This is a genomic window from Vibrio sp. Vb1755 (assembly GCF_033338635.1).
GTDB lineage: Bacteria > Pseudomonadota > Gammaproteobacteria > Enterobacterales > Vibrionaceae > Vibrio > Vibrio alginolyticus.
On record NZ_JAWOTA010000002.1, the window covers coordinates 284,644 to 300,298 of the forward strand.

13 protein-coding genes are annotated in these 15,655 nt (G+C 42.3%); 7 read left to right on the forward strand and 6 right to left on the reverse strand.

Annotation, left to right across the window (positions count from 1 at the left end):
• Positions 1–178: 178 nt before the first annotated feature.
• The 4 genes from R7E00_RS03825 to rnk all read right to left on the reverse strand — a co-directional run bounded on the left by R7E00_RS03825 (position 179) and on the right by rnk (position 4,337).
• Positions 179–1,219: a GGDEF domain-containing protein gene (locus tag R7E00_RS03825; protein ID WP_225455651.1), complete on the reverse strand. Its 1,041-nt coding sequence runs from the start codon at positions 1,217–1,219 to the stop codon at positions 179–181.
• A 298-nt stretch (positions 1,220–1,517) separates the two neighbouring features.
• Positions 1,518–2,504 (reverse strand): ABC transporter substrate-binding protein, encoded by a 987-nt coding sequence (locus tag R7E00_RS03830; RefSeq protein ID WP_213987609.1) that lies wholly within the window; start codon positions 2,502–2,504, stop codon positions 1,518–1,520.
• Between the two features lie 227 nt (positions 2,505–2,731).
• Positions 2,732–3,691, reverse strand: a complete 960-nt coding sequence (locus tag R7E00_RS03835) for a GGDEF domain-containing protein (RefSeq protein ID WP_170890245.1) — start codon at positions 3,689–3,691, stop codon at positions 2,732–2,734.
• Between the two features lie 238 nt (positions 3,692–3,929).
• Positions 3,930–4,337, reverse strand: a complete 408-nt coding sequence (rnk, locus tag R7E00_RS03840; RefSeq protein ID WP_005376048.1) for a nucleoside diphosphate kinase regulator — start codon at positions 4,335–4,337, stop codon at positions 3,930–3,932.
• Positions 4,338–4,864: 527 nt separating this feature from the next.
• On the opposite strand from rnk, the gene nirB reads away from it, so the two are divergent.
• From nirB to cobA, 4 genes are all read left to right on the forward strand, one after another.
• Positions 4,865–7,429: a nitrite reductase large subunit NirB gene (gene nirB / locus R7E00_RS03845; protein ID WP_213893396.1), complete on the forward strand. Its 2,565-nt coding sequence runs from the start codon at positions 4,865–4,867 to the stop codon at positions 7,427–7,429.
• Between the two features lie 13 nt (positions 7,430–7,442).
• The gene (nirD, locus tag R7E00_RS03850) at positions 7,443–7,766 is read left to right on the forward strand and encodes a nitrite reductase small subunit NirD (RefSeq protein WP_054575426.1); all 324 of its coding nucleotides are present in this window, start codon (positions 7,443–7,445) and stop codon (positions 7,764–7,766) included.
• Between the two features lie 195 nt (positions 7,767–7,961).
• Positions 7,962–8,813 carry a formate/nitrite transporter family protein gene (locus R7E00_RS03855; protein WP_262606016.1) on the forward strand — a complete coding sequence of 284 codons (852 nt, stop codon included), beginning with the start codon at positions 7,962–7,964 and terminating at the stop codon, positions 8,811–8,813.
• A 173-nt stretch (positions 8,814–8,986) separates the two neighbouring features.
• Complete coding sequence (gene cobA / locus R7E00_RS03860; protein ID WP_025767740.1) at positions 8,987–9,745, forward strand: uroporphyrinogen-III C-methyltransferase; 759 nt, start codon at positions 8,987–8,989, stop codon at positions 9,743–9,745.
• A gap of 16 nt (positions 9,746–9,761) precedes the next feature.
• Here cobA and R7E00_RS03865 read toward each other — a convergent pair whose 3' ends face one another.
• Positions 9,762–10,202: a DUF4174 domain-containing protein gene (locus R7E00_RS03865; RefSeq protein WP_005387976.1), complete on the reverse strand. Its 441-nt coding sequence runs from the start codon at positions 10,200–10,202 to the stop codon at positions 9,762–9,764.
• Between the two features lie 119 nt (positions 10,203–10,321).
• Here R7E00_RS03865 and R7E00_RS03870 point away from each other — a divergent pair, with 119 nt between their 5' ends.
• Positions 10,322–10,810 carry an NYN domain-containing protein gene (locus tag R7E00_RS03870; protein ID WP_005387978.1) on the forward strand — a complete coding sequence of 163 codons (489 nt, stop codon included), beginning with the start codon at positions 10,322–10,324 and terminating at the stop codon, positions 10,808–10,810.
• 88 nt (positions 10,811–10,898) lie between these two features.
• On the opposite strand, the gene R7E00_RS03875 is transcribed toward R7E00_RS03870, so the two are convergent.
• Positions 10,899–12,230, reverse strand: a complete 1,332-nt coding sequence (locus R7E00_RS03875; protein ID WP_033907036.1) for an anaerobic C4-dicarboxylate transporter — start codon at positions 12,228–12,230, stop codon at positions 10,899–10,901.
• 419 nt (positions 12,231–12,649) lie between these two features.
• Between R7E00_RS03875 and R7E00_RS03880 the strand changes: the two genes are divergently transcribed.
• Both R7E00_RS03880 and R7E00_RS03885 read left to right on the forward strand, forming a co-directional pair.
• Positions 12,650–13,387, forward strand: coding sequence for a siderophore ferric iron reductase (locus tag R7E00_RS03880; protein ID WP_005376062.1), 738 nt, complete (start codon positions 12,650–12,652; stop codon positions 13,385–13,387).
• 89 nt (positions 13,388–13,476) lie between these two features.
• Positions 13,477–15,648 carry a TonB-dependent receptor gene (locus R7E00_RS03885; protein WP_258460753.1) on the forward strand — a complete coding sequence of 724 codons (2,172 nt, stop codon included), beginning with the start codon at positions 13,477–13,479 and terminating at the stop codon, positions 15,646–15,648.
• Positions 15,649–15,655: the final 7 nt, after the last annotated feature.

A 15,655-nucleotide genomic window follows, 5' to 3' on the forward strand; every position in this document is an offset into this window, starting at 1 on the left:
TTTAAAAGGGGAGGATTAACCATTCACAATGGATTATTTTTCTTCAATGCCTGGAGAGCGTTTAGCTTACGAGTTTAGCTTTTGCTATGTGATAAAAGCGGCTTTATTACTGTAAGTGGCCACAGTGGTCGATGTCGTTGAATATTCGCATGTAGAACGTTTCCACAGCTACTTTAGATTAAAACATAGGCCTCTTTAACAGCGAACTGCTGTTGTCGACAATAGTGAACGAGCTAGCTTTAGAACGTTTTGACTGATACATAGACTTGTCTGCCGCTGTTAATAATTCATGTACATTCGACCCATGCTCAGGATAGAGTGCAATACCAATGCTAGCTCCGACGCATAACTCTTTACCTTTAAAATGAATTACTTTTTCTATTTCTTGGATATAGCGTAGTGCACATGCAGACAGAGACGTACCTGTTGTGTGTGAACGATGAATAATAATAAATTCATCTCCACCAAAGCGGCCTACCATGTCTGATTCGTCGATAATACTTGATAATCTACTAGCTACAGATTTTAACACTGCATCACCTGCCTCATGGCCATGGCTATCGTTAATATCCTTAAATAAATTTAAATCTATAAAAAACAAACTAAAACTATTCTCACTGCCTCTGAAATTACGCGTAAGCTGGATCAAATGTTTTTCTATTGCTCGACGATTGTAGATATTAGTTAAGGAGTCGTGCTCAGACAAAAATACCAAACTTTCTTTTTGACGATTTAGAACTGAAGTTTGATTCTCTACTTCTTCTTTAAGTTTTGATTTTGATATTGTTGTGTGGTTTAACAATGCCGCCATTTTATTGAAGTAACAAGACAGATTTTCAAATTCCGTGAATTGATTTTCTGAAGGGATTTTATAGTCAAAATTTGACCTGCTTAATTGTTTTATTCCATTTATAAACCTTTGAAAGCTTCTCTTGAACTTTATTTTTATATAAAAGCATAATAGCATAACAACCAGAGAGATAAAAATAATACCTGCTTGAGTGTAATAATTTAAATTTTGTAGTTTTGTAGACTTATTATTAAGTATTTTTTTATAAATATATATTATTTCATTATTCATATCCTGGGATACAATGTTTATTCTGGATTGTATGACAGGATTTGATTTATTATAATTTACGACTGAATCATAATGGCGATCTTTGTCTAGTAAATGATTATTTTCGTATTGAACTAAAAAATACAGTTCGAGATTCATTTTTTTTAGGTCTTTAGTAAGGTATAAAACATCTTCATTTTGAGATAATAATTCGTTTAATTTGTTATGAGAAATCATGAATTGTGTGAAATTGTTTTTTCCCCTATTTTGAGTGTAAGCCCAAAGATAACTACTTAATGACTCTAATGATATTTGTATGTCCATTATTTGGTTTAATTGTTTCTTGGCTTTATAATCTTCTATTTTTATGAAGCTTATGTATACTATAACGCTGATACATAGTATTACGCTTAGACTGAATAGTGATGCTAAATAGTGGTTTAACGAACGATGCATTTTAATCTAGACCATCAAAATATGAATTGATATAGTTTTCTTTAAATATTTTTCTGTAATTTGGAATCTGTCCTTCTACATAGTTTTGTTTTAATGCCCAATTAGCTTCTGATTGTAATGTAAATAATAAAGAATTCGTTAAATTTAATCGAAAGTTATAATCATCCCAACTCCAAGATATTTCTTCAACTGTTGTGTTAAGTTTTTGTGATAGTATTTTCATTGTTAAATGAGGGTTTTTATCCATCCAGTTAATTGAGTGATGAAGTGACTTTATTATTTTCATTACTTCTTGATCTGATTTTTCAATGTGTATTTCTTTTGATACAAGCAAAAAGTAAAGTTTATACACGCCAATAATTCCTATGTTCTTTACTTCTTCATTTATTCTATTCTTGGCCATAAATCCGTATGGCTCCCAAGTAGATATTGCATCGACGTTTCCTTGCATTAAATGATTTATAATAACCTGCGTTGTTGATGATATTTTTTCTACTTTTTCTAAATCAATGTCATTTACCTGTAGCAACAAGTCTAAGTAATATTCGCTAGCGCTCTTTTTTATTACACCAACCTTTTTTCCTGGTAATTTATCTATACTTGCTATGCCAGACCGCTTTTTAGTTAGCAGCTTAATATCATTCGTAGAAGATGCAAAAGAAGTGATTAATGCTAAATCTTTGTATTCAAAGCTTTTAAACATCAGTACGCTTTCAGAAAAAGTGGCGTAATTAACATGGTTTTCTAGAAGTAGGTTTGAACATTCGACCCCTCCAAAGCACATGATAAGTTCGACGTTTAAATCGTTTTCTTCAAACGCACCTATGTGCTCTGCAATGATAAAAGGGGCTGACAGAGGCGTCTTAGATATACCGATTGTTGTAGGTTTGTGGATAGCATTTGATACCGTTGTTAATTTTAAATAAGCAACTACTAATGCAGAAAGAACTAAAATTATGATAACTGTAGAAATCTGTTTTGTATCCATCAAAAACAACTCCCTTCATAATAGTAGTAATTAATCTATCAGTTAAATGAGTGTAGTTGCTTATTGGGTTGATGCTAGGAGAGGAGAGGATTTATTTGTATCGTGCCAAATTTATGAGTACCTAGGGGTAATTTCGGTAACTGGCTTAGATATAAAGAATTTATCTTGAGTTAGTTCAAGTTGTAGCAAATGACTGATTTCATAACATGATGATTTATGGAGAGATATCAACTTTTTAAGTTGAAAAATTGTACTCCATTTTTGCCATTTTTCTTTATCTCATACATTGCGTGATCGGCTTTTTGATACACTTCATTAAACGGTTGCTTTCCTTTGTTAAAGAGACAAACACCGATACTCATTCCTATCGTTACTTTATGTAAGTCTTGATTTATCGCTGGAATGATTGAATCTAAGAGTTGATTGCAAAGTTGGGATATTTCCTCTCGACTTGAATGCCAGTTTAAGATAACAAATTCATCGCCTCCTATGCGTCCAACTTGAGACTTGCTTGACGCAAGCTCTGTTAAGCTATTGGCGATATTGATGAGGAGGGTGTCGCCAGTATGATGGCCTAGCTGGTCGTTAACTGCTTTAAAATTATCTATATCAACAAACACTAAAGCAGACTGCTGAGACGGTTCGGTTTGAGGTTGATGATTAAAGTTTTCCTCAATTGCTTTTCTATTTAACAATCCAGTCAATGGATCACTCGAAGCCAACTTGGCCAGTTGCTGCTCATAACGCTTTTCTTTTGTAATATCGATATGAGTACCCATCATCCGTAGTGGTTCGCCATCAGAACCATACTCGACGATGCGCCCTCGATCGTAGACCCAGCTATCACTGCCGTCTTTATGAATCATGCGATGTACTACCTCATAAAGGTCGGTCTTGCCTGCTAGGTGATCTTCAAATGCACCCACTGCAAGATCGTAATCTTCAGGGTGGAGATTGCTTTTCCATGTTTCAACCGTGGCGGTTAACTCATGGGGCTGATAACCTAGCATTTTGCCCCATTGCATATTGAATATCGTCAAAGTACCTGAAGGAATATGCTGCTCCCACAAACACAGTCCATTACTGTCGAGTGCAGCATTCAACTTTTCTTGTAGTCGCGCATTCTTCCGCTTCAGCTCTTCATTTTCTTTTTCTAAGCAGGCAATTCGAGTTAGATATTCTTCCATTTTGCGCATAATTTACGTCGTTTTCGGAGCGACAATATACGAAAAATACTTTGCAATTTCTATGATTGAGCTTGGAGATATAAATATTGAATATGCGGTAAATAATAAAGAATCGGTGATGTTACTTAAGAGCAGCAAAGTAAATGCTTGGAAAACAAAGAAGGAAATAGGGGGTAAGCGAGGGGCTCTCCTGGTGCAAAGTCTTAAATGGAGGCCTTTGCACCGGGACTACTGAGGGCTAGCGGTTTAGTGCACCACAACGCTCAGGTTGGTATGTGATATCGACAATTTCAATTGTCTTCACTTGATTATTTGGCATTGGCCATTCAAGTTTTTGACCAACAGACAAACCGATCAGTGCGCTGCCTACGGGCGCAAAAATAGAGATATCATCACTGCTTTTCAGTTCAGAAGGGTAAACCAGTGTCTTTGTCATGGTTCTATCTTCACCTGAAAATTTAAACTCTACAGTCGAGTTCATCGTGACCACGTTATCTGGCATTTGTTCTGGCTCAAGAACTGTTGCTCGGTCGAGCTCTGCTTCTAATTCCACAAGCTCCGCTGCGATGTTTGGCATTTTATCCAACAAAGCCGTGATTCGGTTCATATCTAAGCTTGAGATGTAGATAGAATTGTTTTCTGACATTTTATGACTCCCAAATAAAAGGCCGCCTCACAAAAATGGGACGGCACTCTATATGTCAATTACGGTATCAATCATATGGACGCTATTCCATATGAACTAAACCTGATTTTAGTCTTTATAGTGCGACTTAGCTAGTAAAAAATTTTTGTTGTGAAGCTTGATTTTTCTAAATCTTTCAATCACTTCAGATATTGTTCTCTGATCACCTTGAAACGGTGAAGTCAAGTGAGTGCGTCGTTTAGAAGAAAAGCAGGATTTATCGTAGGTGTGCTCGGTTTCGATGGTCAACCTAACTTCATAAAAGCAAAACGGTATAGTCCGTTGCTAGCATGGCTTCGGTTATCTCAGTTTGTTAAAACTACCAATATCCGTTAATAAATTACTTTTTATTTCGCAATAGTCAGATAAATACGTTCATCTACCCCTTTAGGGTAGTTTGAAATTGTAATTGATTTACATCATGTATTAATTTTCTTTCACAATTAACAATGAGCTCAGTGATAAGAACCTAACCCTTAGGAATTATAATGAGCAAGTTGAAGCTAGTAGTCATCGGTAACGGTATGGTAGGGCACCGTTATATTGAAGACTTAGTCGAGAAAGCTGATATGTCTAATATAGACATTACGGTTTTCTGTGAAGAACCTCGTGTCGCATACGACCGTGTGCACCTTTCCTCTTACTTTTCTCACCATACTGCAGATGAACTTTCTTTAGTAAAAGAAGGCTTCTACGAGAAACACGGTATTAACATGCTGATCGGCGAACGCGCGATTAACATCAACCGTGAAAACCGCATTGTTTACTCAAGCACTGGCCGTGAAGTTCAATACGACAAGCTTATTCTTGCTACTGGCTCATTCCCATTTGTTCCACCTATCAAAGGTCACGAAAGCAAAGACTGTTTTGTTTACCGTACTATCGAAGATCTTAAAGCGATCGAAGCGTGTGCGAAGAAGAGCAAATCAGGCGTTGTTGTCGGTGGTGGTCTGCTAGGTCTTGAAGCAGCAGGCGCATTGAAAGCACTGGGTGTAGAAACGCATGTTGTTGAGTTCGCACCGAAGCTAATGGCTGAGCAACTTGACCTTGCTGGTGGTAACCAACTTCGACAAAAGATCGAGCGTATGGGCGTGAACGTTCACACCAGCAAAAATACGCTTGAGATTGCGCCAGAAGGCACAAACGCACGCAACGTTATGCGTTTTGCTGACGGTTCAGAACTAGAAACAGACTTCATCGTATTCTCTGCAGGTATTCGTCCACAAGACAAACTAGCACGCCAAATGGAGCTAGAAGTGGCACCTCGTGGCGGTGTTGCTATCAACGACCATTGTCAGACTTCTGATGAGAACATCTACGCGATTGGTGAGTGTGCGTCTTGGAACGAAATGTTCTACGGCCTTGTTGCTCCTGGCTACAAGATGGCGACCGTTGCTGTTGACCACCTACTAGGTAACACAGAAAGCAAATTCGAAGGCGCTGACATGTCTGCGAAGCTGAAACTTCTAGGTGTAAAAGTAGGTTCAATCGGTGACGCGAACGGTCGTACTGAAGGCTGTAAGAGTTACGTTTACCAGAACGAAGAACAAGAAGTTTACAAACGTCTTATCGTTTCTAAAGACAACAAGAAACTGCTTGGCGCGGTTATGGTTGGCGACACCTCTGACTACGGTGACCTGCTTCAACTTATGTTGAACGAAATCGACCTACCAGAACACCCGGATGCGTTGATCCTTCCTGCACACGCAGGCGCTGAGAAACCAGCACTCGGTGCAGACGCTCTACCAGAAAGCGCAGTAATCTGTTCTTGTTTCGACGTAACCAAAGGCAAGATCGCACAAGCGGTTGCTGATGGTCACCACACATTGGGCGACATCAAAGCAGTGACTGGCGCAGGTACAGGCTGTGGTGGTTGTATTCCTCTAGTGACCTCTGTTCTAAATGCTGAGCTTGCTAAATCTGGTATCGAAGTGAAGAACGACGTGTGTGAGCACTTTGCATACTCACGCCAAGAGCTGTTCCACCTAATCCGTATTGAAGAGATCAAAACGTTTGATGAGCTTCTAGAGAAATACGGTAAAGGTTACGGCTGTGAAGTTTGTAAACCACTGGCTGGTTCTATCTTGGCTTCTTGCTGGGGTGAGCACATTCTTAAGCCACAACTGGTTAAGCTGCACGACACGAACGATAACTTCCTAGGTAACATCCAAAAAGACGGTACTTACTCTGTTATCCCACGTATGGCGGGTGGTGAAGTAACACCTCAAGCACTGGGTGCGTTAGCGAACGTTGCAGCAGAATACAACCTATACACCAAAGTAACCGGTGCTCAACGTATTGGTCTGTTTGGTGCTCAAAAAGACGATCTTCCAGAGATCTGGCGCAAGCTTATCGACGCTGGTTTCGAAACAGGTCAAGCGTACGCAAAAGCACTTCGTATGGCGAAGACCTGTGTTGGCTCAACGTGGTGTCGTTACGGCGTTCAAGACTCTGTTGGTCTGGGTTCTTACATCGAGAACCGTTACAAAGGCATTCGTACACCTCATAAGATGAAGTTCGGTGTTTCTGGCTGTACTCGTGAGTGTGCGGAAGCACAAGGTAAAGACCTTGGTATTATCGCGACTGACGCAGGTTGGAACATGTACGTATGTGGTAACGGTGGTATGAAACCTCGTCACGCAGACCTACTTGCAAGTGACCTAGATAAAGAAACGCTAATCAAGTACATCGACCGCTTCATGATGTTCTACATCCGTACTGCTGCGCCACTACAACGCACATCAGTTTGGATGGAAAACATGGAAGGTGGCGTTGACTACCTACGCGAAGTGATTGTTAACGACAAACTTGGCATCAACACTCAACTAGAAGCTGACGTAGCGAAGCTTGTAGACGAGTACGAGTGTGAGTGGACTGCGACCATCAACGACGAATCACAACTGACTCGTTTCGCGCACTTCATCAACTCTGACAAGCGCGATGAAAACGTCGTGTTTGTACAAGAGCGCGAACAGCACCGCCCAGCAACCTTCACGGAAAAACACCCTGAAGCGAAAGGCGACATCCTACACGTAGCGATCACTGAAGCATAAGGGAAGTTTGATTATGTCATTTGAAAAGATTTGCCAAATCAGCGACATCGTACCGGGCACGGGTGTTTGTGCTTTGGTTAATGGTCAGCAAGTTGCGGTATTTCGCCCAACACAAGCAGAAGAAGTGCTGGCGATCAGCAACACAGACCCGTTCTTCCAATCAAACGTGCTTTCTCGCGGTTTGATCTGTGAGCACCAAGGCGAGCTTTGGGTGGCAAGCCCACTTAAGAAGCAGCGCTTTAACCTGACAACAGGTGCGTGCATGGAAGACGAACGTTTTAGCGTGAAAGCGTACAAAACGCGTGTAACCAACGGCGAAGTAGAAATCTCTGCGTAAGCTTGGTTTTCATTCCCTCCTCTTAGGGGGAGGGAATGAACTGAAACCTAGATTCAATAGACAAAGGCTTTCCAAGCATCATCTCAGGGGAACAGGGAAGCGAGGTGTTGTAGATAGCGTTCAGGTGTCAACGGGAAGCCTTTCTCTATTCAATCTTTAACTTTTTAACTTTCAATTTTGGATAAGGACACATTCATGTCTACTGATTTTAAGCCTGCAGAATTCGTGCAAACCATGATCAATGTTGGTGAAGCGAAAACTAATACAAGCACGCGAGACCTTCTGCTTCGCGGTACGATGGCTGGCGTTATTCTTTCGCTTGCGGTGGTGGTTGCTATTACCGCGATTGTACAAACGGGTATCGGTCTTGTAGGAGCACTTGTTTTCCCCGTTGGTTTCGTAATTCTAAGTGTGATGGGGTATGACCTAGTAACCGGTGTTTTTGGTCTAGCGCCTCTGGCTAAGTTTGCTAACCGTCCGGGCATCACTTGGGGTCGTATCTTCCGTTGTTGGGGTCTTGTAGGCTTGGGTAACCTTATCGGTTCTCTGATCGTTGCTTACCTAGTGGCTATCTCTCTAACAGGTAACTTTTCTCTAGAACTGAACGCAGTAGCGAAGAAATTTGTCGCTGTTTCTACCGCGCGTAGCCTTGGTTTTGAAAACATGGGTATGGACGGATGGATCACATGTTTCGTACGCGGCATCTTCTGTAACCTAATGGTGTGTCTAGGCGTTATCGGCAACATGACGGCACGTTCGGTGTCTGGTCGCGTAGCAATGATGTGGTTCCCAATCTTCATCTTCTTTGCGCTAGTATTTGAACACACCGTAGTAAACATGTTCCTATTCCCACTAGGTATGATTCTAGGTGCGGATTTTGGTATCGCGATTTGGTTGAACTTCAACCTTATTCCAACCATTCTAGGTAATATTGTCGGTGGTCTCGTAATGACTTGTATTCCACTGTACCTAACTCACGCAAAAACAGCGCCTTCTATCAACGTAGTTGAAGAAGAAGTAAAAACAGAGCCTGCAATCGCAAAATAAACCGCTTTTATCTGGCCCTACCTATGGTAGGTAGGGCTGTTCAACTCATTTAACTTTCGATAAGTATTGTATTGATTTAGCTATAAAAAGTAATAACTCCTTGGGGTGATTTTAACCTTGAGTTAATGACTTGAGTGTTACTTTTTATGTCCAAATTTTCGATAGGCGTTGATATGACAACTGTTAACTCATCTTTAAACAGCGGCTTTGTTTCTCTTGTTGGTGCAGGTCCTGGTGACCCTGATTTACTCACAGTAAAAGGCTTAAAAGCCATTCAAGCGGCTGAAGTTGTTGTGTATGACCGATTGGTATCAAAAGAGATTCTTGAGTTGGCGCATGCATCAGCAGAGATGATTTATGTTGGGAAAAAGCTCGATTTTCACTGCGTGCCTCAAGATCAAATCAACCAAATCTTGGTGCAAAAAGCGCAAGAAGGTAAACGCGTTGTACGTCTAAAAGGCGGCGATTCATTTATCTTTGGTCGTGGCGGTGAAGAGCTAGAAGAGCTAGCAGAATTCGGCATCAAATACGAAGTGGTTCCGGGTATCACAGCTGCTGCGGGTGCAACGGCTTACGCAGGTATTCCATTAACACACCGCGACCATGCACAAAGCGTTCAATTTATCACTGGTCATGTACAAAAAGATGGTCGTGAGATTGAATGGCATTCACTAGCGCAATCCAACAACACACTTGTGTTCTATATGGGTTTGAAGCAAAGCGGCCATATTATGGATAAGCTGATCACTCATGGGTTAGATCCTGAGATGTCATGCGCCATTATTGAAAACGGTACGCGCCCAGAGCAGCGCGTGTTCCAAGGAAAGTTGAACGAGCTATCGATCATGGCAGAGCAAGCCGTGAGCCCAGCATTGATTGTGGTTGGCAGCGTGACTCAACTTCACAACAAGTTGGATTGGTTCGCAAAGTAATACTGCCCAGAAGTGACTATATTTTACAGGGGCTTTGTTGCCTCTGCATTTCTTGCTTACGCATAGGCATTTGATCAATGAGGTTGTTGATAAACGACCAGTCTGTTTCTGCGCCCCAGCGGTGCTTTTCTAGACCATCTTTACCAAGCAAAATAGCGGTATGAGAACCTTTTTCGACCTCATAAAGACGAGCTAGCATTTTTAGGTCGAACTCTTCTTTAAGCCAAGCAGGAAAAGTATAACCTTGCTCTGTAATGACCAGCGTGACGACATCTCTGTCTTCCAACTCACACTCATTCATAAGTGTTTCTAGCAAGAATTGTTTGACGTATTCATCATTTTCTGGCGCAAAGTAGAGCACACTTCTATGTGGCCAGTATTTGGAGTGCGCTGGATAACCAAATGCTGTCGATGACAAGATACAAGAAAGCAGTATCACTAGTAACTTTCCGCCCATGACAGTTCCCCTAGAAACCCAAATAACTTTTTATACGTTAAGTTTAGTGGAATTGGCTCATTGTGCTTTTTCCAAAACTGGCATAGGGTAGGCAGCAAATAAATTGAGCGTAGAAATAGATGAGTTCGGAAAGCAAACAAAAAATCGCCATTTTGGTTGATGTACAGAATGTGTATTACACTTGTCGCGAAGCGTATCGAAGCAATTTTGATTACAACCAGTTTTGGTATGTTGCCACACAAGGGAAAGAGGTGGTAAGTGCTCGTGCTTATGCTATTGCGAGCAATGATCCCAAGCAACGTCAGTTCCACCATATTCTTCGTGGTGTTGGATTTGAGGTGATGCTTAAACCCTACATCCAGCGTCGTGATGGCAGCTCGAAAGGCGATTGGGATGTGGGTATTACTCTCGATGCAATTGAAATTGCTCCCGAAGTTGAGGAAGTGATTCTAGTTTCGGGAGATGGAGACTTTAGTCTGCTAGTAGAGAGAATTCAGCAGCGCTTCAATAAAACGGTGACCGTTTATGGTGTACCTAAACTTACATCTCAAACTCTGATTGATTGTGCCGACAATTTTGTCGCGATTGATGACGATTTCTTGCTGTAGTTAAATAGTGTAATAAAGAAAGGCGAGTCACTCAGGCTGTACGAAAACGTACAATGACTCGCCTCTAATTTATCGTTGATTTGGCTAGTTACGAAGGAATGATCATTTGCCCTAGCAAGTAACCCAAGCAACACGCACCAATCACGCCGATTAAGCCCACAGACATGAATGAGTGGTTGAAGTACCACTTACCAATCTTAGTTGTGCCCGAGGTATCGAAGTTCACAGTCGCGATATCTGAAGGGTAGTTGGGAATAAAGAAGTAGCCGTATACCGCTGGCATCAAGCCGATAAGCAGCGCAGGTTCCAAACCTAAGCCGAGACCAACAGGCAGCATCATGCGAGCCGTTGCAGCTTGAGAGTTCACCACAACCGACACAATGAATAACGCAAGCGCGAATGTCCAAGGGTAGTTGGTTACCATCTCTACGATGCCGGATTTAAATTGAGGCATAGCGTACTGGAAGTAGGTATCTGACATCCATGCAATACCGAAGATAGCAATCGCCGCCACCATACCTGACTTAAACACCACGCCATTTGGTACGTCACGCGGGTCAGTTTTGGTCGCAAGCAAAATGATACCGCCGAAGCAAAGCATCATCATTTGAATCACAACGGCCATGCTGATTGGCTTCGCGCCATCTACGATGGTACGAATGTCTGGCCACATCGCGATAACGACGATCACCAAGATCGATGCAATGAACAGCAATACAGAGTTACGAGCACTTGTTGGTAGTACTTCATCAAGAGACGTTGCAGTTGTGTTGAGGATTTTTTCTCTCCACACAGGATCTTTCAAACGCTCTTGGTATTCTTCATCGTCGTCTAGTTCTTTACCACGCTTTAGGCTGTAAAGTGACATCAACAACGTACCGAATAAGGTTGCAGGTACAGTAACGAGCAGAATTGAGAGCAGAGTGATCTCGTGTTGAATGTCGGAGAGTTGCGCCAAGTAGTAAACCACTGCTGCTGAAATTGGCGAGGCTGTGATTGCGATTTGAGACGCGACAGAAGCGGCAGCCATAGGACGCTCTGGACGAATGCCATTTTTAAGTGCAACGTCGCCAATGATTGGCATGATAGAGTAAACCGCATGACCTGTACCAAGTAGGAAGGTCATAAAGTAAGTCACGAACGGAGCAATAAGGGTGACGCGTTTTGGGTTCTTACGAAGCACACGCTCGGCAACTTGCAGCATGTATTTCAAACCGCCAGCGGCTTCAAGAATGGAAGCACATGTTACCACCGCTAAAATGATCAACATAACGGTGACAGGAGGAGAGGTTGGCGGCATCTTAAAGATGAAGACTTCAATCACCAAGCCAATTCCGGATACGACCCCAAGGCCGATACCACCATAACGTGAGCCGATATACAGCATCACGAGCAAAAATAGAAACTCAAGATACAACATGTGGATTTCCTTATTCAAAACAGAGGGCTACATAGCCAAATTACCTCTTTGTATTGTCTCGATATTCAGAAAGAAAATACTTCATGTTGTTCACAATCCGCTGGATAAGAAACAGCAATATTCAATTATTGGCAATAACTCACGCTACACAGGGAAACTGTTAACACAGTTTTATCAGGGTGTTTTTATGCTGTGTATTTTTGCGATCATGTGAGCGTTAAATGCGAAGAGGTTTAAGAGTTTGTTGCTATTCATCGCATACGTAACCAGACCTTACAGCTTCACAGAACTCGGAAATACATTCATAACTAACCCTAAGAGTGCTTCTTTGTTATGAAAACGCAAAGGATAATAGTTTGCATTGCGATTGGTGCTTGGGTATAAAGGTGTCAGAATGACTACACCAACAATAAGCCATCATGTCTGAGCAATTTTTCCCGCAACTGTTTCAAACTTCGAGTGAGATTACACCTTACCTACACGGTGATATCGGCGAGATAGGGCAAGAAGCTATCCATATCGAGAATGATATCAACCCGATCATCCAAGGCCTTTACCAGCAAATCTCGGAGGCTCATCCGGAAGCGGGAAAAGCATATTGGTTGACAAGAACGTGGGATTTACTTTGTTGGCAGCCAGTTTATGTCGCATTCATCTCTATTTACGGTTACCACACGTTGCCAAACATTCGCGAGATAGCGCAGCACCTCAAACCTTGTTTTGTTTCTGGGTACCGATTCGCCGACGAAGCGCATATACATGGCGAGCCAGAAGCGTTGATAAAAGAGGCGGGGCGTCAAATCCGAGAACTGTTCGACTTCTATCAACAAGAGATGAGTCAATGGACACGCATTCGTCCTGGCTTCACCCATCAATTGATGTCGGACGGAATCATGGCTTGTTTAATTCGTCTCCAACAGCGCTTTCCGCAAATGACTAACTCGACACTTCAGGAGCATGCGGTCTTGTGGCTAAGCGCAATGGGTTTGGATGTTGATAATAGCCGCTCACTTCATGAGACGGAATCAGATCAGTCGCTAAAGTTAGTAAGAAAAAGTTGTTGTTTAGTCTATAAGTGTGAAGGCAGAAAGCTTTGTGCAGATTGTCCTCGTTTAGAGGAAAATCGACAGCTTATGAGCAAGAAGGTTCTTAATTAACATTTATTTAACTTGTGTAACAGTGCTCGATTTGAGAGTGAGAATAAGTATCATTGCATGCTCTTGTTGACAACAAAAAGATAAATACAATGATGAAAAGGACGTTTTCTTTCAATCTCATCGTACTTGCGATGAGCAGTGGATACGCAGTTAGCTCAATAGCAGCAGAAGATCTTCAACAAACATCGACTCCAAGCGATGAGCAATTGGTTGTTGTAGGCAGTGTGATGCCGAAATCGATCTCCGATATTCCAGGAACGGTTTGGTTTGTTGGCCAAGAAGAGATTGCTCAGCAATATCGTGCGGGCAAGACACTGGGTGATATTCTTTCTGCAACCATCCCTTCTTTAGACGTCGGCACCGGTGGTCGAACTAACTATGGTCAGAACCTTCGCGGTAGAGCAATGTTGGTAATGATTGATGGTGTCTCGTTACAGTCTTCTCGCCCGATTAGTCGTCAGTTAGACGCAATAGACCCATTCAACATCGAGCGAATTGAAGTACTATCTGGTGCAACCTCCATTTATGGTGCAGGCGCTACTGGTGGTGTTATTAACATTATCACCAAGAAAGCGTACTCGGATGACTTGTCGTTTGAATCCTACGTGAGTGGCACTACAGGCTTTAATAGCAGCGATGACTTTGATTACAAACTCGCTCAGTCTATCTCGGGTGGTAATGAGCGAATTACCGCTAGAGGTTCGGTTGTGTACACCGAGACACAAGGTGCATTTGACGCAAATGGCGACATTGTCACCCCAGACATTTCACAGGGCTCTTTGCAGTATAATTCAACGCTCGATGTTATGGGATCGACCGAGATTCAAATCTCCGATGCCAGCAAGTTAAACCTTGTCGCACAATACTATGACAGCCAGCAAGACTCGCCATACGGTTTGTACATTGTTAACAATAAATTTGTTGATGTACGAGAGGGGTTCGATTCCGACCGTGAACATGGTACAGAGCGAGTTCTCTTAAGTGCGAACTACGCTCACGACAGCGTATTCGGTCATCAACTGATAGGCGAGTTATCTTACCGTAGTGAAGACCAAACCTTTACTCCTTATTACCAAAGTGCCTCTCAACAAAAAACAGAAGTTTTTGCTGGGCGCTTAGCATTAGCTAAAAGCTGGGAGTCATTCAAACTTGTTTATGGTGTCGATGCGTACTTAGACCGTTTTGAAAGTAACCAGGCTCTGTTCGATTCAACCATTGCGAACAGCTCTGGGAACTTAATTAATCGAACCTATGCCGAAGTGGGGCGTTACCCAGATGTTGATGTGGCGTCTTACGCAATGTTTGTCCAAGGGGATTACCAAATCAATCAAGATTGGTCAGTACAAGCAGGCTACCGCTACCAATACATGGACAATAAGATTGATGATTTTGTTGCCTATAGTATACAAAAGAAGATCGCATCGGGTAATGGTGTATCAGCGGATGCGGTACCAGGTGGCAGCACTGACTACTCTGTGAGCTTATTTAATTTGGGCACCATTTATCAGCTTAACGATGAATCTCAGCTTTGGGCGAACTTCTCTCAAGGTTTCGAACTCGCTGATCCTGCAAAGTACTACGGCCAAGGTAGCTACGATGCCGCGGATGCAAATGGTCACTACGCGTTGAACAATAGCATTAATGTATCTGACTCAAAAATGTCGGGCATCAAAACGGACAGCTATGAAATTGGTTACCGATTAGATACCGATACTGTCGCACTGCAAGCGGCGGGTTACTATTCGGTTTCGGATAACTCAATCAAGTATGACAAGAAGACGCTCCTAATCACCAATGTTGATGACGAGCAACGTGTATACGGTGCCGAAGCAAACATTAACTACTGGGTAAACCGTGATATTTTGTTAGGTGCATCAGGTCACTATGTGGTTTCTGAGCTTAAAACCAACGGTAAGTGGGAAGATCTAAGCGCGGGTAAAGCAAGTACATCAAAAGCGAACGCGTGGGCGGCTTACTATCAGGATGGCTATTCAGTACGTTTACAAAGCCAGACGATGTTTGATTACGAAGATGACGCAAACAATAAACTAGATGGATACACTACGTTTGATCTTCTTGGTAACGTAACACTACCTATCGGGCAGTTAGGTTTTGGTATTCAAAACCTATTTGACGAAGACTACACAACCGCTTGGGGACAACGTGCGCAGATTCTTTATGCAGCACACTACGATGCTGCAGCGTACGACTACAAAGGAAGAGGTCGCACATTCACACTGAACTACAGTGTCGAATACTAAAGCTAAC